At 68.5% G+C, this 20,740-nt stretch carries 26 protein-coding genes and 1 tRNA gene; 15 read left to right on the forward strand and 12 right to left on the reverse strand.

The genetic code is table 11. The features are described 5' to 3' along the window. The 3 genes from H9656_RS12070 (at position 1) to H9656_RS12080 (ending at position 2,581) form a co-directional block, all read left to right on the forward strand. A complete protein-coding gene (locus tag H9656_RS12070) occupies positions 1–1,110 on the forward strand; it encodes an AGE family epimerase/isomerase (RefSeq protein ID WP_191744515.1) in 1,110 nt (369 codons plus the stop codon). 8 nt (positions 1,111–1,118) lie between these two features. Beyond that, positions 1,119–1,625 (forward strand): D-glycero-alpha-D-manno-heptose-1,7-bisphosphate 7-phosphatase, encoded by a 507-nt coding sequence (locus H9656_RS12075; RefSeq protein ID WP_191744516.1) that lies wholly within the window; start codon positions 1,119–1,121, stop codon positions 1,623–1,625. Between the two features lie 62 nt (positions 1,626–1,687). After that, on the forward strand, positions 1,688–2,581 hold the full coding sequence (locus H9656_RS12080; protein WP_191744517.1) for an alpha/beta fold hydrolase: 894 nt from the start codon (positions 1,688–1,690) through the stop codon (positions 2,579–2,581). Positions 2,582–2,629: 48 nt separating this feature from the next. On the opposite strand, the gene H9656_RS12085 is transcribed toward H9656_RS12080, so the two are convergent. From H9656_RS12085 to H9656_RS12095, 3 genes are all read right to left on the reverse strand, one after another. Next, positions 2,630–2,854 (reverse strand): alkylphosphonate utilization protein, encoded by a 225-nt coding sequence (locus H9656_RS12085; protein WP_025976383.1) that lies wholly within the window; start codon positions 2,852–2,854, stop codon positions 2,630–2,632. Positions 2,855–2,918: 64 nt separating this feature from the next. Beyond that, positions 2,919–3,524, reverse strand: coding sequence for a DUF4168 domain-containing protein (locus H9656_RS12090; protein WP_191744518.1), 606 nt, complete (start codon positions 3,522–3,524; stop codon positions 2,919–2,921). Positions 3,525–3,680: 156 nt separating this feature from the next. Beyond that, positions 3,681–5,738: an NAD(+) synthase gene (locus H9656_RS12095; RefSeq protein ID WP_191744519.1), complete on the reverse strand. Its 2,058-nt coding sequence runs from the start codon at positions 5,736–5,738 to the stop codon at positions 3,681–3,683. Positions 5,739–5,912: 174 nt separating this feature from the next. Here H9656_RS12095 and ftsY point away from each other — a divergent pair, with 174 nt between their 5' ends. The 3 genes from ftsY to H9656_RS12110 all read left to right on the forward strand — a co-directional run bounded on the left by ftsY (position 5,913) and on the right by H9656_RS12110 (position 8,429). Further along, positions 5,913–6,848, forward strand: a complete 936-nt coding sequence (gene ftsY / locus H9656_RS12100) for a signal recognition particle-docking protein FtsY (protein ID WP_191744520.1) — start codon at positions 5,913–5,915, stop codon at positions 6,846–6,848. A gap of 6 nt (positions 6,849–6,854) precedes the next feature. After that, on the forward strand, positions 6,855–7,499 hold the full coding sequence (locus tag H9656_RS12105) for an inner membrane-spanning protein YciB (RefSeq protein WP_191744521.1): 645 nt from the start codon (positions 6,855–6,857) through the stop codon (positions 7,497–7,499). A 261-nt stretch (positions 7,500–7,760) separates the two neighbouring features. Next, the gene (locus H9656_RS12110; RefSeq protein ID WP_191744522.1) at positions 7,761–8,429 is read left to right on the forward strand and encodes a MarR family winged helix-turn-helix transcriptional regulator; all 669 of its coding nucleotides are present in this window, start codon (positions 7,761–7,763) and stop codon (positions 8,427–8,429) included. Positions 8,430–8,440: 11 nt separating this feature from the next. Here H9656_RS12110 and H9656_RS12115 read toward each other — a convergent pair whose 3' ends face one another. From H9656_RS12115 to H9656_RS12135, 5 genes are all read right to left on the reverse strand, one after another. Next, complete coding sequence (locus tag H9656_RS12115) at positions 8,441–8,671, reverse strand: hypothetical protein (protein ID WP_191744523.1); 231 nt, start codon at positions 8,669–8,671, stop codon at positions 8,441–8,443. Between the two features lie 69 nt (positions 8,672–8,740). After that, the gene (locus H9656_RS12120) at positions 8,741–9,304 is read right to left on the reverse strand and encodes a DsbE family thiol:disulfide interchange protein (RefSeq protein WP_191744524.1); all 564 of its coding nucleotides are present in this window, start codon (positions 9,302–9,304) and stop codon (positions 8,741–8,743) included. Continuing rightward, positions 9,301–9,453 carry a heme exporter protein CcmD gene (gene ccmD / locus H9656_RS12125; protein ID WP_191744525.1) on the reverse strand — a complete coding sequence of 51 codons (153 nt, stop codon included), beginning with the start codon at positions 9,451–9,453 and terminating at the stop codon, positions 9,301–9,303. The genes H9656_RS12120 and ccmD overlap by 4 nt, the downstream gene beginning before the upstream one ends. 12 nt (positions 9,454–9,465) lie before the next feature. Beyond that, positions 9,466–10,185 (reverse strand): heme ABC transporter permease CcmC, encoded by a 720-nt coding sequence (gene ccmC, locus H9656_RS12130; protein ID WP_191744526.1) that lies wholly within the window; start codon positions 10,183–10,185, stop codon positions 9,466–9,468. A 66-nt stretch (positions 10,186–10,251) separates the two neighbouring features. Beyond that, entirely contained in the window at positions 10,252–11,286 is a 1,035-nt protein-coding gene (locus H9656_RS12135; RefSeq protein WP_191744527.1) for an adenosine kinase, read from the reverse strand. A gap of 121 nt (positions 11,287–11,407) precedes the next feature. Between H9656_RS12135 and H9656_RS12140 the strand changes: the two genes are divergently transcribed. Next, positions 11,408–12,298 carry an ATP-grasp domain-containing protein gene (locus H9656_RS12140; RefSeq protein ID WP_191744528.1) on the forward strand — a complete coding sequence of 297 codons (891 nt, stop codon included), beginning with the start codon at positions 11,408–11,410 and terminating at the stop codon, positions 12,296–12,298. 4 nt (positions 12,299–12,302) lie between these two features. Here the strand turns inward: H9656_RS12140 and nth are convergent, their stop codons facing one another. Continuing rightward, positions 12,303–13,067 carry an endonuclease III gene (gene nth / locus H9656_RS12145; RefSeq protein ID WP_191744529.1) on the reverse strand — a complete coding sequence of 255 codons (765 nt, stop codon included), beginning with the start codon at positions 13,065–13,067 and terminating at the stop codon, positions 12,303–12,305. Positions 13,068–13,219: 152 nt separating this feature from the next. On the opposite strand from nth, the gene H9656_RS12150 reads away from it, so the two are divergent. The 3 genes from H9656_RS12150 (at position 13,220) to H9656_RS12160 (ending at position 14,734) form a co-directional block, all read left to right on the forward strand. Next, the gene (locus H9656_RS12150) at positions 13,220–13,999 is read left to right on the forward strand and encodes a creatininase family protein (protein ID WP_191744530.1); all 780 of its coding nucleotides are present in this window, start codon (positions 13,220–13,222) and stop codon (positions 13,997–13,999) included. Between the two features lie 20 nt (positions 14,000–14,019). Further along, the gene (locus tag H9656_RS12155) at positions 14,020–14,493 is read left to right on the forward strand and encodes a phasin family protein (protein ID WP_191744531.1); all 474 of its coding nucleotides are present in this window, start codon (positions 14,020–14,022) and stop codon (positions 14,491–14,493) included. A gap of 82 nt (positions 14,494–14,575) precedes the next feature. Next, positions 14,576–14,734: a hypothetical protein gene (locus H9656_RS12160; RefSeq protein ID WP_191744532.1), complete on the forward strand. Its 159-nt coding sequence runs from the start codon at positions 14,576–14,578 to the stop codon at positions 14,732–14,734. Positions 14,735–14,745: 11 nt separating this feature from the next. On the opposite strand, the gene H9656_RS12165 is transcribed toward H9656_RS12160, so the two are convergent. Genes H9656_RS12165 through tsaD form a run of 3 tightly spaced genes read right to left on the reverse strand, consistent with a single transcriptional unit; the run spans position 14,746 to position 17,295 of the window. Beyond that, on the reverse strand, positions 14,746–15,129 hold the full coding sequence (locus H9656_RS12165; protein WP_191744533.1) for a Rieske (2Fe-2S) protein: 384 nt from the start codon (positions 15,127–15,129) through the stop codon (positions 14,746–14,748). Continuing rightward, on the reverse strand, positions 15,129–16,127 hold the full coding sequence (locus H9656_RS12170; protein WP_191744534.1) for an NAD(P)H-dependent glycerol-3-phosphate dehydrogenase: 999 nt from the start codon (positions 16,125–16,127) through the stop codon (positions 15,129–15,131). The genes H9656_RS12165 and H9656_RS12170 overlap by 1 nt, the downstream gene beginning before the upstream one ends. A 40-nt stretch (positions 16,128–16,167) precedes the next feature. Further along, entirely contained in the window at positions 16,168–17,295 is a 1,128-nt protein-coding gene (gene tsaD, locus H9656_RS12175) for a tRNA (adenosine(37)-N6)-threonylcarbamoyltransferase complex transferase subunit TsaD (RefSeq protein WP_191744535.1), read from the reverse strand. A 47-nt stretch (positions 17,296–17,342) separates the two neighbouring features. On the opposite strand from tsaD, the gene hemC reads away from it, so the two are divergent. The 5 genes from hemC to H9656_RS12200 all read left to right on the forward strand — a co-directional run bounded on the left by hemC (position 17,343) and on the right by H9656_RS12200 (position 20,613). Then, the gene (gene hemC, locus H9656_RS12180; protein ID WP_191744536.1) at positions 17,343–18,299 is read left to right on the forward strand and encodes a hydroxymethylbilane synthase; all 957 of its coding nucleotides are present in this window, start codon (positions 17,343–17,345) and stop codon (positions 18,297–18,299) included. A 4-nt stretch (positions 18,300–18,303) separates the two neighbouring features. Further along, positions 18,304–18,999, forward strand: coding sequence for a uroporphyrinogen-III synthase (locus H9656_RS12185; RefSeq protein ID WP_191744537.1), 696 nt, complete (start codon positions 18,304–18,306; stop codon positions 18,997–18,999). Between the two features lie 47 nt (positions 19,000–19,046). Continuing rightward, positions 19,047–19,122 (forward strand) — tRNA-Thr (locus H9656_RS12190). Between the two features lie 202 nt (positions 19,123–19,324). Further along, positions 19,325–20,065, forward strand: coding sequence for a hypothetical protein (locus H9656_RS12195; protein ID WP_191744538.1), 741 nt, complete (start codon positions 19,325–19,327; stop codon positions 20,063–20,065). Next, entirely contained in the window at positions 20,065–20,613 is a 549-nt protein-coding gene (locus H9656_RS12200; RefSeq protein WP_191744539.1) for a PIN domain-containing protein, read from the forward strand. The genes H9656_RS12195 and H9656_RS12200 overlap by 1 nt, the downstream gene beginning before the upstream one ends. Positions 20,614–20,740 lie beyond the last annotated feature (127 nt).

The following is a 20,740-nucleotide window of genomic DNA, read 5'->3' on the forward strand; positions in this document are numbered from 1 at the left end:
ATGACTTTTGACGGCGCCGCCAATAACCGGGTTCGCGACTGGCTGTTCGGCCAGGCCCTGCCGCTGTGGGCGAAGGCCGGCGTCGGCGACGACGGGCGCTTCTACGAGAAGCTTGATTTCGACGGGCGGGCCATCACCGGCGTGCCGCGCCGCACCCGGGTGCAGGCGCGCCAGATCCATGTCTTCACCGAGGCTGCGGCCTTGGGCTGGGCCGAAGGCGAGACGATCGGCCGCGCCGGGCTTGACGCCTTGATCGCCACCGCCCGACGGGACGACGGCCTGTGGGTGCGCGCCACGGACGACGCGGGCGCCGTCCTCGACGCCGCGCCGGATCTGTACGATCTGGCCTTCCTGCTGTTCGCCCTGGCAGGCGCGCATCGGGTGCTGAAGGACGAACGAGCGCGGCCGCTGGCGCTCGAGACCCTGGCCGCCATCGAAGCGCAGATGGCCGACCCGGAACACGGCGGCTGGCAGGAGGCGCTGCCGCCCGTTCTGCCGCGCCGCCAGAACCCGCACATGCATATGCTGGAGGCCCTGCTGGCCTGGCAGGCGACAGCGCCTGATCCCGCGTTCGGCACGGCCGCCCGGTCTGTGCTGGACCTGTTCAACCGACGCTTTTTCGACCGCGAACACCTGATGCTGGGGGAGTTCTACGAGCGCGACTGGAGCGTGCGTCCGGGGTCCGAAGGCCAGTGCATCGAACCCGGCCACCACATGGAATGGGTCTGGCTGTTGAGCGAGGCGGCGCGCCTGGGCCTGCCGGATCACGGCTCGGCGGCGCGCGCGCTTTACACCAGCGCCCTGACCTGCGGGGTTCGCGCCGATGGTCTGGCCGTGCGCGAGATCAGCCGGATCGGCCAGGTCCGCGACGGCGGCGTGCGCCTGTGGGCCCAGACGGAGCTGCTGCGCGCCCTGCATCTGCGCGGCGATCACGACCGAGCGGCCCGCCTGGTCGAGCGCCTGTTCGATACGCACCTGGCGACGCCGGTTCCAGGCCTGTGGTTCGACGCCTTCGACGCCGACGGCCGCTCGCACGACGCGTCTGTGCCCGCCTCGACCTTCTACCATCTGATGACGGCCTTTTCGGCCCTGCTGACGGAGCCTTCATGAGCCGACCCATGAAACGTCCAGGGGCCTTTCTGGATCGCGACGGCGTGCTGATCGTCGACAGCGGCTATCCGCATCGGCCTGACCAGTTGGTGCTGATCCCTGGCGCCGCTGAAGCGGTGAAGCGGCTGAACGACGCGGGCTATGTCACCGTCATCGTCACCAACCAGTCAGGGGTAGCGCGCGGCATGTTCAGCGAAGAGGTGATGCACGACTTCAACCGTCAGCTGGTCCAGCGGCTGGCCGAGGGCGGCGGGCGCATCGACGCCGTCTACGCCTGCCCCTTCCATTCTGAGGCGGCGGACGAACGTTATCGTCACCCCGACCATCCCGACCGCAAGCCCAATCCGGGCATGTTGCTGAAAGCCGCCGCCGAGCATGATCTGGATCTTTCGCGCTCGCTGATGATCGGCGACCAGCCCTCGGACATGGAGGCGGCGCGGCGTGCGGGCGTGGCGGGCCATCGCTTCACCGACGGCGATCTGGATCAATTCGTGCGCGATCTTCTGGCCGCCTGATCGCTATTCCGCATCTGATGAATTAACGTCATCCGCACAAGCAGATTGTACCGGAGACTTTCATGCCGATGACGACCCCGTTGGCCGACCGTTTCGTCGAGCGGCGCTGGACCTCGCCGGACGGATTGAGCCTCTACGCTCGCGACTACGCCCCCGCAGAGGGTCCGGCGCGTCTGCCGGTGATCGCCATCCACGGCCTGACGCGCAACAGCGCCGATTTCGGCGTCATCGCCGGACTGATCGCCCACAGCGGCCGCCGTGTGCTGGCGCTCGACGTACGAGGCCGCGGCCGGTCCGACCGCGCGCCCGACCCGATGACCTACACGCCGGACGTCTACGCCAAGGACGTCGTCGCCCTGATGGAGCAGACAGGGATTGAAAAGGCGGTGTTTCTCGGCACCTCCATGGGCGGGCTTATCACCATGGCGCTGACGGCGCTGAAGCCCAAAGCCATCGGCGCCGCCATCCTGAACGACGTCGGCCCCGAAGTCGCCGCCGAGGGCCTGGCCCGCATCGCCGCCTATACCGGCCAGCCGGTCGTGATCGACAGCTGGGACGACGCTGCGGCCTACGCCCGGCGCATCAATGAGGCCGTCTTCCCCGATTATACGGACGCGGATTGGGCGGTCTTCTCGCGCCGGATTTTCCGCGAAGGGACCGAAGGGGCGCCGGTGCTGGACTACGATCCCGACATCGCAGCGCCGTTCAAGGCGGCCGGCTCCAAGGCCCTGGTCCCAAATCTGTGGCCCTCGTTCCGGGCCCTGGCGCGCAAGAAGCCGACCCTGCTGGTGCGCGGCGGGACTTCCGACCTGCTCAGCCCCGCCATCGTCGACAAGATGAAGAAGGCCGCGCCCAGCCTCGCCTACGCCGAAATCCCCGGCGTAGGCCACGCGCCCATGCTGGACGAACCCGAGGCGCGAGCGGCCATTTTTGAGTTCCTGGCCGGCTTGCCCTGAGAGCAGCCTGCCGGCCTCGCGCAGCGCGAAGCGCGGCAGGCTCCTAAACTAGGCCTTCTTGACGAACTCCGTGCGCAGGACCAGGCCGCGCACCTTTTCGACGTTGGCTTCGATTTCATCGGGATCGCCGGTCAGACGGATGTTCTTGACCATGGTGCCGCGCTTCAGCGTCACCCCGCCCGAGCCCTTGACCTTCAGGTCCTTGATCAGGGTCACGCTGTCGCCGTCCGACAGGATGTTGCCGTTGGAGTCCTTGGTGACGTCGTCGCTCATGATCAGTCCTGCCTGAATGGAAACAGGGCCGCCGCATCTGCGACGGCCCCCGGTTCCTCAAGGCCTATTCGCCCTGCCGCGCCTGGGCAAGGGCGATGCGCGCCTGAAGGTGCTCGTCCTGGGCCGTGGCGGCGGAAATGGCGTTGAAACGCTCGATATCGAGGCCCGAATTCTGGATGGCCGCGGCCATCTGCGCCTGCTGCTCCTCATTGGGCTGAGCGCCGTTCAAGGCGCGGGCGATGCCCGAGATTTCAGCCATGGCGGCGGCGAACTGGCCGGTTTCGGCGTCGGTCACGCCAGCGCCGACCGAGCCTGGCGCGGACGGAGCGGCCCCGGCCACGGCGGCGCGCGCCTGCAGCACCGGATCGGCCGAGACGGCGGCCGAAATCCCGTTGAAGCGCTCGACGGCCAGGCCCGAGTTCTGCACGGCGGCGGCCATCTGGGCCTGCTGTTCCTCGGTCGGCGTTCCGTTCTGGACGGAGGCGGCTACGCTCGAGACCGTCTTCATGGCGGCGGCGAACTGAGCCAGTTCGGCGTCGGTGGGTTCGCCGGTCGAGGCGGGCGCGGCGGCGGGCGCCGGTTCAGCGGCGTCCTGCGCCAGAGCAGGCGCGGCGGTCAGAAACAGGGCGGCCAGAATGGCGGTCGGGGCGGCGGCCGTTGCAAAACGCATGGCGTATCCTTCTTCAGTCCCGAACGCTCAGCCCAAGGCTGACCCGGACAGGTCCGGGCTCTCCCGCACGACCGGGATGTGTCAGGCTCACAGAGGGCGGGGAGGTCGAAACGCTAACCCGCGTCCTGCGGGCGGGTAAACCCCGCAGCGGTCGTTTCAACCTTCGGGGGTATTGGCGGCCAATTCATCCAGCCACGCCCGCGCTGAGGAATCCGACGGCGCGCGCCAGTCCCCGCGCGGCGACAGCGACCCGCCCGTGACCACCTTGGGCCCGTTCGGCACGGCCGAGCGCTTGAACTGGCTGGTCTGGAAGAAGCGGATCAGGAACTTGCGCAACCAGCCCTTGATGGTCGGCAGGTCATAGGCGACCCGCTCACCCTCCGGCAGACCGACCGGCCAGCTTCCCGCCGCCGCGTCGCCCCAGGCCTGATGCGCCAGATAGGCCACCTTGGACGGTTTCAGACCGAAGCGACTGATGTAGAACAGGAAGAAGTCGTTCAGCGCATAGGGGCCGACGATGCTCTGCGTCGACTGAATCGCCCCGTCGGCGCCCGCCGGCACCAGCTCGGGCGAAATCTCCGTGGCCAGAATGGCGTGAAGCGTCGGAACGGCCGCCTCGCCCACCAGACCGCGCTCGGCCACCCAGCGGATCAGGTGCTGGATCAGGGTCTTCGCCACCCCGCCGTTGACGTTGTAGTGGCTCATGTGGTCGCCGACGCCATAGGTGCACCAGCCCAGCGCCAGCTCCGACAGGTCGCCGGTGCCCAGCACGAAGCCGTGGTTCTGATTGGCCAGCCGGAACAGATAGTCGGTGCGCAGGCCCGCCTGCACGTTCTCGAAGGTGACGTCGTGCACCGGCTCGCCGTTCGCGAACGGGTGGCCGATGTCGCGCAGCATCTGTTCAGCGGCGGGGCGGATGTCGATCTCGGCGCCGGTGACGCCCAGCGCCGTCATCAGCGCCCAGGCGTTCGACTTTGTCCCTTCGGAGGTGGCGAACCCCGGCATGGTAAAGCCGAGAATGCTGGTGCGCGGCAGCTCCAACCGGTCGAAGGCGCGGCACGCGACCAGCAGGGCCTGCGTCGAATCCAGCCCGCCCGAGACGCCGATCACCAGCGTCTTCGACCCCGTCGCCGTCATCCGCCGCATCAAGCCCTGGACCTGAATGTTGAAGGCCTCGAAGCAGTCCTGATCCAGACGCGCCGCATCGTCCGGCACGAAGGGGAAGCGATCCAGCGGACGGATCAGGGCGTCGGGTGTCGCTACGCTTCGTGTCTTGAAATTGATCGGAGTCGGACGCTCCACCGCCTCGCGACGGGCGCAGTCGGCGAAGGTGCCGTTGCGCAGGCGATCCAGACCGATACGGTCCACGTCCACGTCAGCGATCGTCAGATGGCTGTGCAGTGCGAAACGCTCGCCCTCGGCCAGTTTCGCGCCCAACTCGTGGATCGTCGCCTGACCGTCCCACGCCAGGTCGGTCGTGCTCTCGCCCCAGCCCGAGGCGGCGAAGACATAGGCCGACAGGGTGCGTGCCGACTGGCTGGCGCACAGCAGGGCGCGCTCCTCCGCCTTGCCGATGACGATGTTGGAGGCCGACAGGTTGCACAGGATGCGGGCACCTGACAGGGCCAGCCGCGTCGAAGGCGGCAGCGGCGCCCAGAAGTCCTCGCAAATTTCAACGCCGAAGACGAAACCAGAAAGGTCTTCAGCTCCGAACAGCAGGTCCGGAGCCATGGGAACCCACTGCCCCGCCAGCGGAACGTAGGTTGGGCCCGCGCCGATGTCCTGGGCCGAGGCGAACCAGCGTTTCTCATAATATTCGCGGTAGTTCGGAAGATAGGTTTTCGGCACAACCCCAATAACCTTGGCGTTCGCTACGACTACGGCGCAGTTATAGAGACTGTCGCCGCTACGGATCGGGGCGCCGATAACAGCCGCGACGCCAGCCTCTCCCGCAGCCAAGGCTAGGCGACGAATATGCGCCTCCACTTCGTCCAGCAGGGCCGCCTGCAGGTGCAAGTCGTCGATGGCGTAGGCGCTCAACGACAGTTCGGGGAAGACCAGCAGGTCCACGCCCTGCTCCCCCGCCTGACGGATCAGCCGTTCATGCTCCACGGCGTTGGCGGCCGGGTCGGCGATATGAACCACCGGCGTGGCGGCGGCGACGCGCACGAAGCCGTGGCTGCGCGGGGCATGGAAAGGGTGCGTCTTCGCCATCAATTTTTCCGCTCATCCCGGCGGACGCCGGGACCCAGTGAGAGCCACAGGCAGACCTTGCAGCCTTCCTGATCAATATAGGGTTGCGCCGTGAAGCCAAAGGCTGGATCCCCTCATCCGCCGGATGAGCGGTTTGTAGTGACCTGCGAACCGCCGTCGGCTAAGGCTCACCTCATGAGCGATACGCCCAAAAAAGGCTGGTTTCAGCGGCTGAGCGCGGGTCTGTCCCGATCCTCCAAGCAGATGACCGATCAGGTCGTCTCATCCTTCGTCAAGGAGCCCCTGTCGGAGGAGGCGCTGGAGCGGCTGGAGGAGCATCTGATCGAGAGCGATCTCGGCCCCGCCGCCTCGGCCCGCATCGTCGAGCGCTTCCGCGCCTTGCGCTTCGGCAAGAGCTCGGACGAGCGCGAGGTCAAGGAGGCCCTGGCCGAGGCCGTGGCCGCCGAACTGACCCCGCGCCAGGCGACGTTCGATCCTCTCAGCGGGCCCAAGCCCTATGTGGTCCTGTTTGTCGGCGTCAACGGCTCGGGCAAAACCACGACGCTGGGCAAGATCGCCTCGGACCTGACCGCCAAGGGCGCCAAGGTGATGATCGTCGCCGGCGACACCTTCCGCGCCGCCGCCCGTGAGCAACTCAAGGTCTGGGCCGACCGCGCCGGCGCTCATTTCGAAAGCCGCCGCGACGGCGCCGACGCCGCCGGGCTGGCGTTCGACGCCTTCACCAAGGCCAAGGAAGAAGGCTTCGATGTCGTTCTGATCGACACCGCCGGGCGGCTGCAGAACAAGTCCACCCTGATGGACGAACTGCTGAAGATCGTGCGCGTGCTGAAAAAGGTCGACCCCGACGCCCCGCACGAGACCCTGCTGGTGCTGGACGCCACCGTCGGCCGCAATGCGCTGGAGCAGGAAAAGATTTTCGGCCGCACCGCCTATGTCTCCGGCGTGGTGATGACCAAGCTGGACGGCACGGCGCGCGGCGGCGTCCTGGTGCCGGTGGCCCAGGCGTCGGACGCCCCGATCAAGCTGATCGGCGTCGGCGAAGGGGTCGAGGATCTGCAACCTTTCGACGCCCGCGCGTTTTCCCGATCGCTGGTCGGGCTTGAGGATTGATTGCCTATGAGTGAAGCGACCGAAACCAAGCGCCCGCAGTGGATCCGTCAGGCCGTCGACTTCGGCGCCCTGATCGCCTTCATGGCCGCCTATTTCATCACCCGCGACATGATCAAGGCGACGTGGGTGCTGGTCATCGCCTCGATGATCGCCCTGGCGGTGGGCTTCATCCTGGAGCGCCGCCTGGCGCCCATGCCCCTGATCACCGGCGGCTTCGCCCTGGTGTTCGGCATCCTGACCATCGTCACCGACGACGACCTGTTCGTGAAGCTGAAGCTGACGGTGCAGAACGGCCTGCTCGCCGCCGTCCTGCTCGGCTCGCTGCCGTTGAAGAAATATCCGTTCAAGGCCCTGCTGGGTTCGGCCATCAAGGTGACCGACGAGGCGTGGCGCAAGCTGACCTTCCGCTACGGCCTCTACTTCCTGGCCGTCGCCATCGCCAATGAGGTGTTCCGCAGCCCGACCGCCGTCACCGCCATCTGGTCGACGCTGAACCTGGGGACGCCCGACCCCAACGGCGTCTGGACCGCCTTCCGCGGCGTGCTGTGGATCGCGGCCTCGATCTTCGGCCTGTCGCAGGTGCCGCTGATCCTGAAAAACATGACCAAGGACGAGGAACCGGGCCCTATCTCGCCCGATACTGGCCTCTAGGTTCAGAGCGTCCCGCTTGTCGCCGTCATCCTCGGATGACGGAGTGAGTGGCCGGTTCACGCCCCCTTTTCCGGGCCTCAGGCAGGGCGAAGCCCGATAGGCCTGCCGACAACGGCCTCAAGCAGCGCGAAGCGCGGTAGGCCCCAGAATAAATGTCTTCAAACCGTCAGCGTTTGCGTCGTCAAAGCGTTAAGCCAGACTGTTAGCTGTCGCAGCATCATCCGGCCACGGCCGGTATCGGGCTGTTCGGGAACGAAGACGATGATCAAGTCGGGCAAGCAGGCGAAGATCAAGGGCGGGCTGGCGGAATCGCCCAGCCACCTGATGCACCGGGCGCTGCAGCTGGCGCTGGACATCTACGCCGAGGAAGCCGGGCCGGACGGGTTGACCCAGCGCCAGTTCGCCGTGCTGGAGGCCGTGGCCGCCCGCTCGGGCCTGACGCAGACCGACCTGGTGAAGGCCACCGGCATCGACCGCTCGACCCTGGCGGATCTGGTAGCGCGCATGACGACCAAGGGGCTGCTGGAGCGCGAACGCTCGACGCTGGACGCCCGCGCCAAAGCGGTGCGCCTGTCGCCCGAGGGCGAGGCCGCCCTGCTGGCCGCGCGCCCGCGCGTCGAGGCCGCCGACAAGCGGATCATGGGCCTGCTGCCTAAATCCAAGCGCGACAGTTTCCTAGACTTGCTTTGCAGCCTGTCCGACGCCGCCGACGCCGCCCCCGAGCAGGCCCGCGCCGAGGTCAAGGCGGCGAAGAGAGCCGCCAAGGAAGCCAAGAAGGCGGAGAAGGCCGCGCGCAAAGTCGACGGCAAGGCCGACGGACGCGGCAAGAAGAAGAAAAAGGGCGCGACTGATACCGTTTCGAATCTACCGCAGACCGATGATGCAACCGACGCCGTCGTGATCCCGCTCAAGGGCGCCGCTGAAGGCTGAGGCGCGCTTGCTTAAACGCGAATGTCGAGCAGGGAGCCCGGGCGCTGCAAGCGCGAGGGCGGCGCCGCCTGTTCGACCGGGGCCGTGGCCGTAACGGCCGCCCGCGACGTCTCCTCAGCCGCAATGGGCGCCGCCAGCCCCATGGCCTGACGGAAGAAGGCCGACTGGGCCGTTCTCAGGGCGTGGGCCGCGCCGCCCGCCTGGGGCGGAAAGGCCGGCCGCTCGGACGAAATGGCGGACATGGGCTGAGGATGCCCGCCCTTCGTCTAGATATGGTTAACGTCCGATTCACCCTGTTTCGGGCGAGCTGCTCAGCGCGCGGGCGCGGCCAGGGCGTCGGTCAGCTTCTTCAGGTCCTGATCCGTCAACACCGGTCCCGAGGACTTGGCGACGATGGTTCCGAAGGCGTCGACGGCGAAGCTCTCAGGCACGCCCGACACGCCCAGATCCAGCCCGGCCCGGCCCTCGCGGTCGACCAGCACCAGCCGGTAGGGGTCGCCCAGCTCCTGCAGGAAGGCGTCGGTGGCGACGGGGTCGTCCTTATAGGCCACGCCGACCACGGCGATGCCCTGTTCCTTTAGCTTCATCAGCTGCGGATGCTCCAGGCGGCACGGCGCGCACCAGCTGGCGAAGACGTTGACGATCATCGGCTTGCCCACGCCCGCCGTCTTCAGGTCCAGCAGGTCGTCGCTGGCCTTGCCGCCCGACAGGATCGGCAGGACCGTCGTCTCGGGGATCGGCTGACCGACCAGCGCATCGGGACGATAGGTCGGCCCGGCGGCGGGGTCGCCCGCCATCCGGTCCATCTGCGTCATCAGGAAGACGCCCAGCGCCGCGAGGACCACGATGGGAGCAAGAGCCAGCCAGCGCTTCATTTGCGCGCCGCCTCCAGCCGGGCCAGCTCGCGCTTCCAGCGGCGCGCCGCGATCAGGGCGCGGGCCGACAGGGCGGCCAGAACCACGGCGCTGACGCCCCAGGCGGGCCAGACGAAGGCGCCGTAGGGGCTCATGTCCAGATCAAGCACGCAGAGCCTCCATCAAGCTTCCAGCGCCGCTCGGGCGCGAAGAGTCAGAACACGACGGCGCCGGACCTCGGTGCGGATCGACGTCAGCCAGATCGCCGCGAACAGCACGGCGTAGGCGGCCATCATGGTCAGAAGAGCGGGCAAGAAGGCCGGGTCCACGCTGGTCCCGCCGGACCGCAGCAGCGACGCCGGCTGGTGCAGGGTGTTCCACCAGTCGACCGAGAACTTCACGATCGGCAGGTTGATCAGGCCAACCAGGCCCAGCACGGCCGCGGCGCGCGCCGCCTTGGCCTCATCGTCGATCGAGCCGCGCAGGGCCATGTAGCCGAGGTAGAAGAGGAACAGCACCAGCACGCTGGTCAGGCGCGCGTCCCACACCCACCACGTCCCCCACATCGGTTGGCCCCACAAGGAGCCGGTGATCAGGGCTAGGGCCGTAAAGGCCGCGCCCGGCACGGCCGCGGCCCGCGCCGCCGCATCGGCCAGCGGATGGCGAAACACCAGGGCGAAGAAGCTGGAGACGCCCAACGCGCCATAGGCCATCAGGCCCAGGCTGGCGGCCGGCACGTGGATGAACATGATGCGGACGGTGTCGCCCTGCTGATAATCGGCGGGCGCGGTGAAGCTGAACCAGGTCCCCGCCAGCAGCAGGCCGAGCGCACAGACCCACAGCACCGGGACCAGGGGGCCGGTGAAGCGCATGAAGCGGTCGGGATTGGCGAGGCCGAACATGGCCGCCGATTACGCGGCCCAGCGCTCCACGGCAAGCGGGCGCAGCGTCCGACCCTTTGTCGCGGCCTAGAGGCTGAGGCCGTGCTGGGCCGCCAGATCCTTCAGGCCGACCATCGGGCGCGGACCCCAGTGGCCGATGACCTCGGACGCGGCCAGCGACCCCAGCGCCCCGGCCTCGGCCAGGCTGAGGCCGCGCGACAGGCCCAGCAGCACGCCGGCTGCGTATTGATCGCCGGCGCCGGTGGTGTCGACCACCTTCTCGACCGGATAGGCCTCGACCTCGACCCGCTCGGCGCCGCGGAACAGAACCGAACCGGCGGCGCCGCGCGTCACGGCCGCCACATCGACGATGCGGCCCAGGTGGGCGGCGCCGTAGTCGAAGCTCTCGGTCTCGAACAGGGCGTGCAGCTCGGCCTCATTGGCCAGGACGATGTCGGCCGAGGTCTCGATGAACTCCAGCAGTTCGGGGCGCCAGCGGTGCACCACGAAGCTGTCCGACAGAGTGATGGCGACCTTGCGGCCGGCAGCATGGGCGGCGGCGGCGGCGGCCTCGAAGGCGGCGCGGGCCGGGGCCGGGTCGAACAGATAGCCTTCCAGATAGACGATGGCGCTGTCGCCGATGACGGCGGCGTCGACGTCCGCCGTAGTCAGCTGATTGGCGGCGCCCAGGAAGGTGCACATGGTGCGCTGGCCGTCCGGCGTGACGTTGATCAGGCAGCGGCCGGTGCCGAAGCCCTGGCCCGCGCCGTCTTCCAGCACAGGCGTGTCGAAGTGGACGCCGACGGCGCGGATGTCGTGGCTGAAGACCTCGCCGAGGGTGTCTTTGGCGACCTTGCCGATATAGGCGGCGCGTCCGCCGAACGAGCCGACGCCCGCCACGGTGTTCCCGGCCGAACCGCCCGAAGCCTCGACCCCGGCCGCCATGGCGTCATACAGGGCAGCGCTCTGTTCCTCGTCGACCAGTTGCATCGAGCCGGGGGCCAGACCCTTGGCCTCCAAGAAAGCCGGTTCGCACGGGGCCAGGACATCAACGATGGCGTTGCCGAGGGCGCAGACGTCGAAACGGGCGTTTTGGGCGAAGGCGGGAAGGGCTTGGGTCATCTCCGCCCCATAGCGGGCGAGCCGGCCGCGCGCCAGACTTCAGACCTTCGCCGCAAGCGAAAACCGGCCTAAAGCCGTCGGACCTTTAGTCAGCCCTCGCCGGGCCTTGCGGAGCCGCGCCATGACCGACGTCGCCGTCCTGACCCCTGATCCGGCCGATCCGACCTATTCGACGCTGTGGCCCGGCGTGCTGGACCGGCTGGGCGAGGCGCTGGCGACGGCAGGGATCACGGCGCGGCCGACGCCGTGGACCGACCATGTCGAGAACGCTCGCGCCCTGATGGACTTTCCGCTGGTCCTGCCGCTGCTGGTCTGGGGCTATCATCAGGACCACGACCGCTGGCTGCAGGCCTGCGCCACCTGGACCGAAGCGGGCGCGCCGCTGGCCAATCCGGCGCAGACGCTGCGCTGGAACGCCGACAAGCGCTATCTGGCCCGCCTGGCGGAAAGGGGCGTCGCCGTCCCTCAGACCATTTTCGCCGACCACGTCGACGCCACAGTAGTCGAGGCCGCCTTCGCCGCCACCGGCGCTCAGACGCTGATCGTCAAGCCGACCGTCTCGGGCGGCGCCTGGCGCACCCTGCGCGTGACCGCGGGCGACATGCTCGACACGGCCCTGATCAACGCCCCCGTCGGCGGCACGATGATCCAGCCCTACCTCAAGGCCATCGAGACCGAAGGCGAAACCTCCCTGCTCTATTTCGGCGGCGAACTGAGCCACGTGGTCAACAAGCGCCCCGGCGCGGCGGGAGAGTTCCGCATCCAGACCCAGTACGGCGGCCGCTATCAGGCGCTGGACGCGGCGCCTCAGGGCGCGCTGGACCTGGCCGAGCGCACCCTGGCCGCCATCGACGAGGATCTGCTTTACGCCCGCATCGACATGACCCTGAACGACGACGGCGACTGGGTGCTGATGGAGGCGGAGCTGATCGAGCCCGACTTCTACCTGGCGGCCGCGCCTGAGGCCGGCGCCCGCTTCGGCCGGGCGGTGCGGGCGCGGCTGGAGCGCTGAAACCCTAAACGCCCATGAAGCTGGCGCGCGAGGGGCACAGGTCGGAGATCACGCAGCCCGCGCACTTCGGCCGCTGCGCCAGGCAGGTGTAGCGGCCGTGCAGGATCAGCCAGTGGTGCGCCTTGGGCAGCCAGGCCTCGGGCACCACCTGGTGTAGTTGCTGCTCCACCTTGTCCGGCGTCGCGGCGTTGGCCAGACCGAGCCGGTGCGAGACGCGGAAGACGTGGGTGTCCACGGCGATGGCCGGCTCGATCCCCAGTTCGTTCAGCACCACGCTGGCGGTCTTGCGTCCGACGCCGGGCAGAGCCTGCAGGTCGGCGCGGTTCAGCGGCACCTCGCCGCCGTGCTGCTCGACCAGCATCCGCGCGGCGGCGATAACGTTCTTCGCCTTGGTCCGGTAAAGGCCGATCGAGGCGATCAGGGGGATCAACCCATCCTCGCCCAGAGCCAGCATCTTCTGCGGCGTGTCGGCCACGGCGAACAGGGCCTTGGTCGCCTTGTTGACCCCCACGTCCGTCGCCTGGGCCGACAGGGCGACCGCCACCACCAGGGTGTAGGGATTGACGAAATCCAGCTCTGTCTTCGGGTCCGGCATGACGCCTGACAGGCGGACGAAGATCTCCTCCACCCGGTCCTCGTCCGGCGGCCAGCTGATGATCGCGCCGACCGGCGCCTTCTTCGGCTGACGCGAGCGCTTGCCCGGCGGCGGGGTCAGGCCGGCGTTTTGAACGGCCTTCTTTTGGCGAGACGCGGATTTCAACGGAGCCATGCCCCCGCTTCGCCTTCCCCGCGCCCGACGTCAATGTCGCGCCGTCTCAGGACCGGCGCGTCCACGCCGGGACGACCCGCATTGGCCCTGACGGCGGATCAGCGTAAAGCCGCCCTCAATCCCGTTCATTCCGCCTGCCGGAGCCGTTTCCCATGCTGATTCACCTGTCGTCCTGGCCCGAGATCGACGAACGCCTGAAGTCGGGCGCCCTGCTGTCCAAGACCGTCATCGTGCCGATCGGCTCGAACGAGCAGCATGGGCCGACGGGCCTGCTGGGCACCGACTGGCTGTGCCCCGAGATCATCGCCCATGCGGCGGAGAAGGGCGACGACAGCCTGGTGATCACGCCGACCTTCAACATCGGCATGGCCCAGCACCACCTGGCCTTCCCGGGCACCATCACCCTGCGGCCGTCGACCTTCATGGCAGCGATCGCCGACTGGGTGTCGTCGCTGACGCGCCACGGCTTCGAGCGCATCTATTTCCTCAACGGCCACGGCGGCAACGTCGCCACCATCGAGGCCGCCTTCGCCGAGATCTACGCCGACTGGTCCTTCACGCCCGAGCCCTGGGCCGAGCGCCCGCCCTTCGTGCTGAAGCTGCGCAACTGGTGGGATCTGCCCGGCGTGCAGAAGCTGTGCGAGGACATCTTCCCGACCGGCCACGGCAGTCACGCCACCCCCTCCGAGATCGCCGTGACCCAGGCCGGTTATCCCGACCGGATCAAGACCGCCGCCTATGAGCCGAAGATCGCCCCCTTCGGCCCCATCCGCGACGCCAACGATTATCGCGCCCGCTTCCCCGACGGCCGCATCGGCTCGGACCCGGCCCAGGCCACCCCGGAGAAGGGCCAGCGCATCATCGACGCCGCCGTCCCCGCCCTGATCAAGGACCTGACCGAGTTCGCGCAGGAAGTCTTGCCGGTCGCCTGAAACCAGCCCAGGGTCGGCGCATGAGCCCCATGCAGAAGACGGCCCGCAACGCCCTGCGAAACGCCCAGGCCGGTCAGGAACTGGCCGAGGCCTCGGCCGCCGTCATCACGCGGCGGTTCGAGATCATGGGCGAGGCCCTGGCCGACCCCTTGCGCGCCGACCACGCCGAGCTGAGCCGCATGGGAACCGAGAAGGTCGAGGCCATGGCGGCCTCGGCCGGGGCCGCCTACGCCGGGGCGATGGACCTGGCCGAGCGGGCCGGCCGACTGGCCGCGCGCGAGGGGGCCGAGGCCGCCGACTGCCTGGCCAAACTGGCCTGCGCCGACACCCCCTTCGCTTTCGCCGCCGCCCAGACCGACTGGGCGATGGGCGCCTGGAGCCGGGCGATGCACGACGGCTGGTCCTTCTACGGCGCAGCCCTGAAGGCGCAGGGACGAGCGATGGAGCCGGTCCACGCCAAGGCGACAGCCAACGCACGGCGTCTGAAGCGCTAAGTCGGTTCTCGGCTCGCGCGGGCGTGATGGAACGCCCTGCCCCATCGCCGGATTGCCTTTGCATCCGGCAAAGGAGATCGTGATGGCCGAGAAAGATCCGAAAGACCCCCACCCCGGCATGATGGGCGACGGCACCGAGGAGCAGAACCTCAACCAGCCCGGCGACCCCTCCAAGCGGATCACCGAGGAAGAGGTCGACGACGCCTTCACCAAGGACCCCAAACTGGTCCCGAAGAAATAGCGCCGAGGACCCTACGCGGTGCGGATGACCCCATCCCTGGCCTCGACAGGCCAAGGCGTCAGCTTGCCGCCGGCGCAAGGGCCCGCCACGCAGGCGCCCGACAGGGGTTCAAACGCCGCGCCGTGCCACCCGCACAGGATCAGCGAGCCGTCCGGCGTCAGGTAGCGGTCCAGTTCGACCGCGATGGGAAAGCCGGCATGCGGGCAGCGATCCACCCAGCCGGCGACCCGGCCGTCCTTCCTGACCACGAAGCCGTGGAAGAAGGCCTCGCCGATCTGCAGCACAAAGCCGCGCGATCCGGGATCGGCGATGTCGCTCTCTAGGCATAGCCGCACGTTCGGCGGCGTCTTCCAGACCCGCGGGCGCTCCGCAGGCGCCGGAGGCTCCTCGGCCACTATTCGCGCTCGGGCTTCAACGGGCGGCTCATCAGGCTCTCAATGGCCTGATCGACGGTCAGCTCGCCGGCCAGCACCGCCGCCGTCGCCTCGCAGATCGGCGTGTCGACGCCCAGCTTGCGCGTCAGCTCGCGCACGGCCGGCGCGCTCTCGTAGCCCTCGGCCACCGAGCGCTTGCCCGCCAGAGCCTGCTCGACGCTCAAACCCTGCCCCAGCGCCAGGCCCAGGCTCATATTGCGCGACTGCGGGCTGGAGCAGGTCAATACCAGATCGCCCAGGCCGCACAGGCCCGCCACGGTCTCGGCCTTCCCGCCTAGCGCCGTAGCCACGCGGACGATCTCGGCGAAGCCGCGGGTGATGACGGCCGCGTGGGCGCTGCGGCCCAGTTCTCGGCCCTCGACGATGCCGCAGGCGATGGCCAGGACGTTCTTCAGCGCTCCGCCCGTCTCGGCCCCGATCAGGTCGTCGGCGTAGTAAGGTCGGAAGACCGGCCCCGACAGGGCGCCCGCCAGGGCCTCGGCCATGGCCGCATCGGCGCAGGCCAGGGTCACGGCGCTGGGCAGGCCGCGCGCCACTTCGGCGGCGAAGCTCGGCCCCGACAGCACGGCGGCGGTGGCCGAGGGAATCGTCTCGGCCAGGACGTCGGTCATCAGCTTCAGCGAGCCGCGCTCGATGCCCTTGGAGCACAGGATGATCGGCAGGCCCGGTCGGGCGTAGGGGGCGAACGCCGTCAGCGTCGCCCGCATATGCTGCGCGGGCGGCACCGCCAGAATCAGATCGCAGTCGGCCAGATCCGCCAGATCGGAGGTGACGTTGATGGCCGAATCCAGCTCGACACCCGGCAGGAAGGCCTCGTTGACCCGGCGCGTGCGGACGCTCTCGACCACCTCGGCCTCACGCGCCTGCAGCACCACCGCAAGTCCCGCCGCCGCTGCGCTTTGCGCCAAGGCCGTGCCCCAGGCGCCGCCGCCGATTACGCCTGCCGTATGAACTTCCATGTCTTCTCCGGTCCCCGACCCCGCCGAGGGCCAAGCCGTTTCAAGCCTTGGCGCCCTTGCGGCCCGTTTTCTTGTGCACAGGATCGACGCTCGCGCGCGTCTCGTCCAGAGGCCATCGCGGCCTGGCGGCGACATCGATGTCGGACGTCAGCCCTTTCTCCAGCCGCTCGGCCCCCGCCAGGGCGATCATCGCCGCATTATCGGTGCAATAGGCCATCGGCGGCGCCAGGAAGGCGAAGCCGTGCTTCGTCGCCAGATCCTCCAACGTCCGCCGGATCGTCTTGTTGGCCGCCACCCCTCCCGCCACGACAAACAAACGGTGTTCATGCGCCTCGGCGTAATCCTTCATCGCCCGTTCAGAGCGTTCGGCCAGCTGGCGCGCGATCGCCTTCTGCACCGCATCAGCCAGATCGGCCTTGTCCTGCTCGCTCTCGCAGGTCTGGGCCAGACGAGAGGCGGCCGTCTTCAGCCCCGAGAAGGAGAAGTCGCAGTCCTTGCGTCCCAGGAGGGCGCGGGGCAGGTCGAAACGCGAGCCGTCGCCGCTGGCGGCCAGCTTCTCCAGCGCCGGTCCCCCCGGATAGCCCATCCCCAGAGCCTTGGCGATCTTGTCGAATGCCTCGCCGGCCGCGTCGTCGATCGTGGTGCCCAGCCGGCTCATGTCGCCGATGCCGCGCACTTCCAGAAGCTGGCAATGCCCGCCCGAGACCAGCAGCAGCAGGAAGGGATAGGTCGTCTCCGCCCCCAGCCGCGCCGACACCGCATGGCCTTCCAGATGGTTGATCGCGATCAGCGGCAGGCCCCGCGCCAGCGCCGCCGCCTTGCCGTAGGACAGGCCCACCATCACCCCGCCGACCAGCCCCGGCCCCGCCGTCGCCGCCACGCCGTCCAGCGCGCTCCAGTCCAGCCCGGCCTCGCTCATGGCCCGGCGCGTCACGCCGTCGATCATCTCCACATGGCTGCGCGCGGCGATTTCCGGCACCACCCCGCCATAGGCCGCATGATCGTCGATCTGGCTGTGAATGACGCTGGACAGCACCTGCGCGCCCGCCGCCGATAGCCGCACCACCGAGGCGGCGGTCTCGTCGCAGCTGGTCTCCAGACCCAGCACGGTCAGGGTCGCTCCGGTTGCTCCGTTCGTCGCCCTGCTATAGTCCGCGTCCATTGTCATCGGGCGGAGTTAGCGGCCCGCCCCCTCTTTCGCAACGGCGTCTCGACGTGACTCAACCTCTCCTGCGCATCGGCACCCGGCGTTCGCGCCTGGCTCTGGCCCAATCCGGCATGATGCAGCGCGCCATCGGCCGCGCCCTGGGCGTGCCCGAGGCCGAGATCGAAACCCTGGTCCCGCTGGTCGAGATCGTCACCACCGGCGACCGCATCCAGGACCGCCGCCTGTTGGAAGTCGGCGGCAAGGCCCTGTTCACCAAGGAGATCGAGGAGGCCCTGCTGGACGGCCGCGTCGACGTCGCGGTCCACTCGATGAAGGACGTGCCCGCCGAACAGCCCTCCGGCCTCGCCATCGCCGCCGTGCCCGAGCGCGAGGATCCCCGCGACGCCTTCATCAGCGAGCATTATGCGACCTTCGCTGACCTGCCGCAGGGGGCCCGCTTCGGCACCGCCTCGCTGCGTCGTCAGGCGCAGGCGCTCGCCCTGCGCCCCGACCTCAACATCGAGATGCTGCGCGGCAATGTCGACACCCGGCTGAAGCGGCTGCGCGACGGCGACTTCGACGCCATCCTGCTGGCCTGTTCGGGCCTCAACCGCCTGGGGCTCGGCGACGTCATCCGCCAGCGCCTGCCGCTGGACGCCTTCCTGCCCGCGCCGGGCCAGGGCGCCCTGGCCCTGCAGACGCGCGAGGGCGACGTCGACGCCGCCTGGACCGAAGCCCTCAACCACGCGCCCACCGCGCTGGCCGTCGCCGCCGAGCGCGGCGCCATGGCCGCTCTGGAAGGCTCGTGCCGCACCGCCATCGGCGCCTACGCCCATATCGAGGGCGGCCGCCTGCATCTGACCACCGAAATGCTCAGCCCGGACGGTTCGGGCCGCTGGACCCGCTCGGGCGACATCGCTGCCGACGCCGATCTTATCTCTGGCCATGGCGCCGCCCGCGCCCTGGGCCTCGATCTCGGCGGCCAGGTACAGGCCGTCGCCGGCGATCAGAAGATCGCGCTCTAGGGGCATGGCGCCGATCCGCCGCGTCTGGGTCACGCGCGCCGAGCCGGGCGCCGCCCGCACGGCGGACCGGCTGACGGGCCTCGGCTTCACCCCGCTCGTCGTCCCCCTGCTGACCCTCGCCCCCCTGCCCGGCGCGCTGGACGCCGCGCCGTCGCCCGACGCCGTCGCCGTCCTCGCCCTGACCAGCCCCAACGGCGTCGAGGCTTTCGCTCCCCTGATTCCGCGCTTTCGCGACCACCCCGTCTTCGCCGTCGGCGACGCCACGGCCGAGGCCGCCCGCGCGGCGGGATTCGCCGACGTGCGCTCAGCCGCGGGCGACATCCACGCTCTCGCCCGGCTGATCGCCGCCGAAGCCCCGCCCGGTCCGCTGCTGGCCCCCGGCGCCCGCGAACCGGCTGGCGACCTGCCCGCCCTGCTGCCCGGCCGCCCGGTCCAGCGCCTGCCCGTCTACGCCGCCTTCGAGACCCACGCGCCCGCGCCCGACGCCTTCGACGCCGTCATGCTGCACTCCCCCCGCGCCGCCCGCGCCTTGGCCGCTGAGCTGCCCCGCGACGCCTCCTCCGGCCGCGTCGCCATCTGCATCTCCGAAGCCGCCGCCGTCCCCGTGCGCGCCTTCGATTTCGCCGAAATCCGCATCACCGCCGCCCCGGACGAACCGGCGATGCTATCGGCTCTTGGCAAGCCCGCCGCGCCCGTATAAAGAGCCCTCCTCGCTCGCTCGCGCCTCCACGCGCGAACGACGCCGGGGCCGCTTTAGCTCAGCTGGTAGAGCACCTCATTCGTAATGAGGGGGTCAGGTGTTCGAGTCACCTAAGCGGCACCACCTTTTTCCGGGCAGGGAAACCTCAACAAAATCAGCGCGTTTCTAGGGCCGCTCCGAGCGGTGGTGTAGCAGTTTTGAGGACAGAGGTGTAGCAGCCTAGCCGCTCTCTCGTGCACCCCGCGCCCCCTTTTGCCGTAGCGTCGCTCTACGAGAGGGATAGATTATTTAGCAGTTCGCGCCATGATGGGCTGCGGAGCGACACATGACCGACGAGTATCAGTTCAAGATCGACGGGCCATACAAGCCCACTACGATCCCCATGGGCCGCCTTGCGGCATACATGGCGGCGCTTGCTGCCCTCCTTGGGGAGGAGCTGTCGGTTCACTTTGACGAGGTCAAGGAGGGATCGGCGATCCTCGTTGCCAAGGTGGATGAAGCAGCGCAACCGAAGGTGCGCGGCAGGATGCGAAACGTGCGCCTGGGCGACGCCCCTCAGGACGCCCGTAAGGCCTTTCGGACGCTGGATGACCTGCTTGCAGCCGACAACGCCACGGGCCGTCTCACAGGCGGGGGTGACAACGTCATTGAGTTTCCTGGGGTCACTCGTCCCAAGCCGATCAAGTATGGCCCCGTGAAGCAGGAGGGCGCCGTTGAGGGGCGGATCGTGCGGATCGGCGGAACCGACGACAGCATCCACATCCACCTCAAGGATGGGGCCATTACCCTGTCTGCCATCGAGACCAAACCTGACCTCGCGAAGCAACTCGGCCGCTACCTTTTCGACAGCATTGTTCGACTGCACGGGGTGGGCACGTGGCTGCGCAACGAAGGTGGTGCATGGGAACTGAAGAAGTTCAAGGCCGACAGATTTGAAGTGCTGGACGACACGCCGCTGCGGGAAGTCGTGAATGCCCTCCGCGCCACCCCCGGAAACACTTGGGGAGATGAAGAAGACCCTCTTGTCACCCTGCTTAGCGCCCGAACTGGGCCGGAGGCTCACTGATGACCGTGGCCTTTGATGCTAGCATGCTGGTCTATGTCGTCACGCCCGACGCGCCCGCTCCAATCGACCCGACAACAGGAAAACCGGTGGAGCGGTGTGGAGAACGGATAGACCACCTCCTAACCACTCTCCAGCAGTCAGGTGCCCGCGTCATAATTCCCACGCCTGCACTCGCCGAGGTGCTGGTCAAGGCCCTAGACGCGGCGGCTGAATATCTGACGCAGCTCACTAAGAGCCGACACTTTTCGATCCGCCCCTTCGATATCCTCGCAGCGGTGGAACACGCTGACATCCAGCGCCAAAGGCGGAACTCGGGGGCAGCGCCAAAGTCGTCGTCACGTCCAAAAGCGAAGTTTGACGATCAGATATTCGCCATCGCACGTATTGCTCAAGCCGACACAATCTACTCCGACGATCCAGACATTAGAAAGCTGTGTGTTCATTTCGGCATAGCGTGCATCGGTATCGCAGAGCTCCCGCTTCCGCCCGAAGACCCTCAGATGCGCCTCGATCTGCATCAGCCGGACATGGATGCTGAGGCCGCCTAAGAACCTCAGCAAGGCGCGTTCAAAAAGCAGGGAAGACTCAAGGGACGCTATGCTAGCAAGCCACACAGTCACGCTTGAGCGTTTGATGGACCGTGGACCTAGCAACCCCGAGCCGCTAAGCGATGCG

Origin of the sequence: Brevundimonas guildfordensis (genome assembly GCF_014836405.1) — a bacterium.
GTDB lineage: Bacteria > Pseudomonadota > Alphaproteobacteria > Caulobacterales > Caulobacteraceae > Brevundimonas > Brevundimonas guildfordensis.

Coding starts and splice junctions, on each gene's coding strand:
- nth (WP_191744529.1), bottom strand. CDS start 13,067: ATGGCTCCGTTGAAATCCGCGTCTCGCCAAAAGAAGGCCGTTCAAAAC.
- H9656_RS12075 (WP_191744516.1), top strand. CDS start 1,119: ATGAAACGTCCAGGGGCCTTTCTGGATCGCGACGGCGTGCTGATCGTC.
- H9656_RS12085 (WP_025976383.1), bottom strand. CDS start 2,854: ATGAGCGACGACGTCACCAAGGACTCCAACGGCAACATCCTGTCGGAC.
- H9656_RS12135 (WP_191744527.1), bottom strand. CDS start 11,286: ATGACCCAAGCCCTTCCCGCCTTCGCCCAAAACGCCCGTTTCGACGTC.
- H9656_RS12200 (WP_191744539.1), top strand. CDS start 20,065: ATGACCGTGGCCTTTGATGCTAGCATGCTGGTCTATGTCGTCACGCCC.
- H9656_RS12185 (WP_191744537.1), top strand. CDS start 18,304: ATGGCGCCGATCCGCCGCGTCTGGGTCACGCGCGCCGAGCCGGGCGCC.
- H9656_RS12095 (WP_191744519.1), bottom strand. CDS start 5,738: ATGGCGAAGACGCACCCTTTCCATGCCCCGCGCAGCCACGGCTTCGTG.
- H9656_RS12170 (WP_191744534.1), bottom strand. CDS start 16,127: ATGGAAGTTCATACGGCAGGCGTAATCGGCGGCGGCGCCTGGGGCACG.
- tsaD (WP_191744535.1), bottom strand. CDS start 17,295: ATGACAATGGACGCGGACTATAGCAGGGCGACGAACGGAGCAACCGGA.
- H9656_RS12080 (WP_191744517.1), top strand. CDS start 1,688: ATGCCGATGACGACCCCGTTGGCCGACCGTTTCGTCGAGCGGCGCTGG.
- H9656_RS12115 (WP_191744523.1), bottom strand. CDS start 8,671: ATGTCCGCCATTTCGTCCGAGCGGCCGGCCTTTCCGCCCCAGGCGGGC.
- H9656_RS12160 (WP_191744532.1), top strand. CDS start 14,576: ATGGCCGAGAAAGATCCGAAAGACCCCCACCCCGGCATGATGGGCGAC.
- H9656_RS12195 (WP_191744538.1), top strand. CDS start 19,325: ATGACCGACGAGTATCAGTTCAAGATCGACGGGCCATACAAGCCCACT.
- H9656_RS12120 (WP_191744524.1), bottom strand. CDS start 9,304: ATGAAGCGCTGGCTGGCTCTTGCTCCCATCGTGGTCCTCGCGGCGCTG.
- H9656_RS12140 (WP_191744528.1), top strand. CDS start 11,408: ATGACCGACGTCGCCGTCCTGACCCCTGATCCGGCCGATCCGACCTAT.
- H9656_RS12070 (WP_191744515.1), top strand. CDS start 1: ATGACTTTTGACGGCGCCGCCAATAACCGGGTTCGCGACTGGCTGTTC.
- H9656_RS12105 (WP_191744521.1), top strand. CDS start 6,855: ATGAGTGAAGCGACCGAAACCAAGCGCCCGCAGTGGATCCGTCAGGCC.
- H9656_RS12110 (WP_191744522.1), top strand. CDS start 7,761: ATGATCAAGTCGGGCAAGCAGGCGAAGATCAAGGGCGGGCTGGCGGAA.
- H9656_RS12090 (WP_191744518.1), bottom strand. CDS start 3,524: ATGCGTTTTGCAACGGCCGCCGCCCCGACCGCCATTCTGGCCGCCCTG.
- H9656_RS12150 (WP_191744530.1), top strand. CDS start 13,220: ATGCTGATTCACCTGTCGTCCTGGCCCGAGATCGACGAACGCCTGAAG.
- ftsY (WP_191744520.1), top strand. CDS start 5,913: ATGAGCGATACGCCCAAAAAAGGCTGGTTTCAGCGGCTGAGCGCGGGT.
- ccmC (WP_191744526.1), bottom strand. CDS start 10,185: ATGTTCGGCCTCGCCAATCCCGACCGCTTCATGCGCTTCACCGGCCCC.
- H9656_RS12155 (WP_191744531.1), top strand. CDS start 14,020: ATGAGCCCCATGCAGAAGACGGCCCGCAACGCCCTGCGAAACGCCCAG.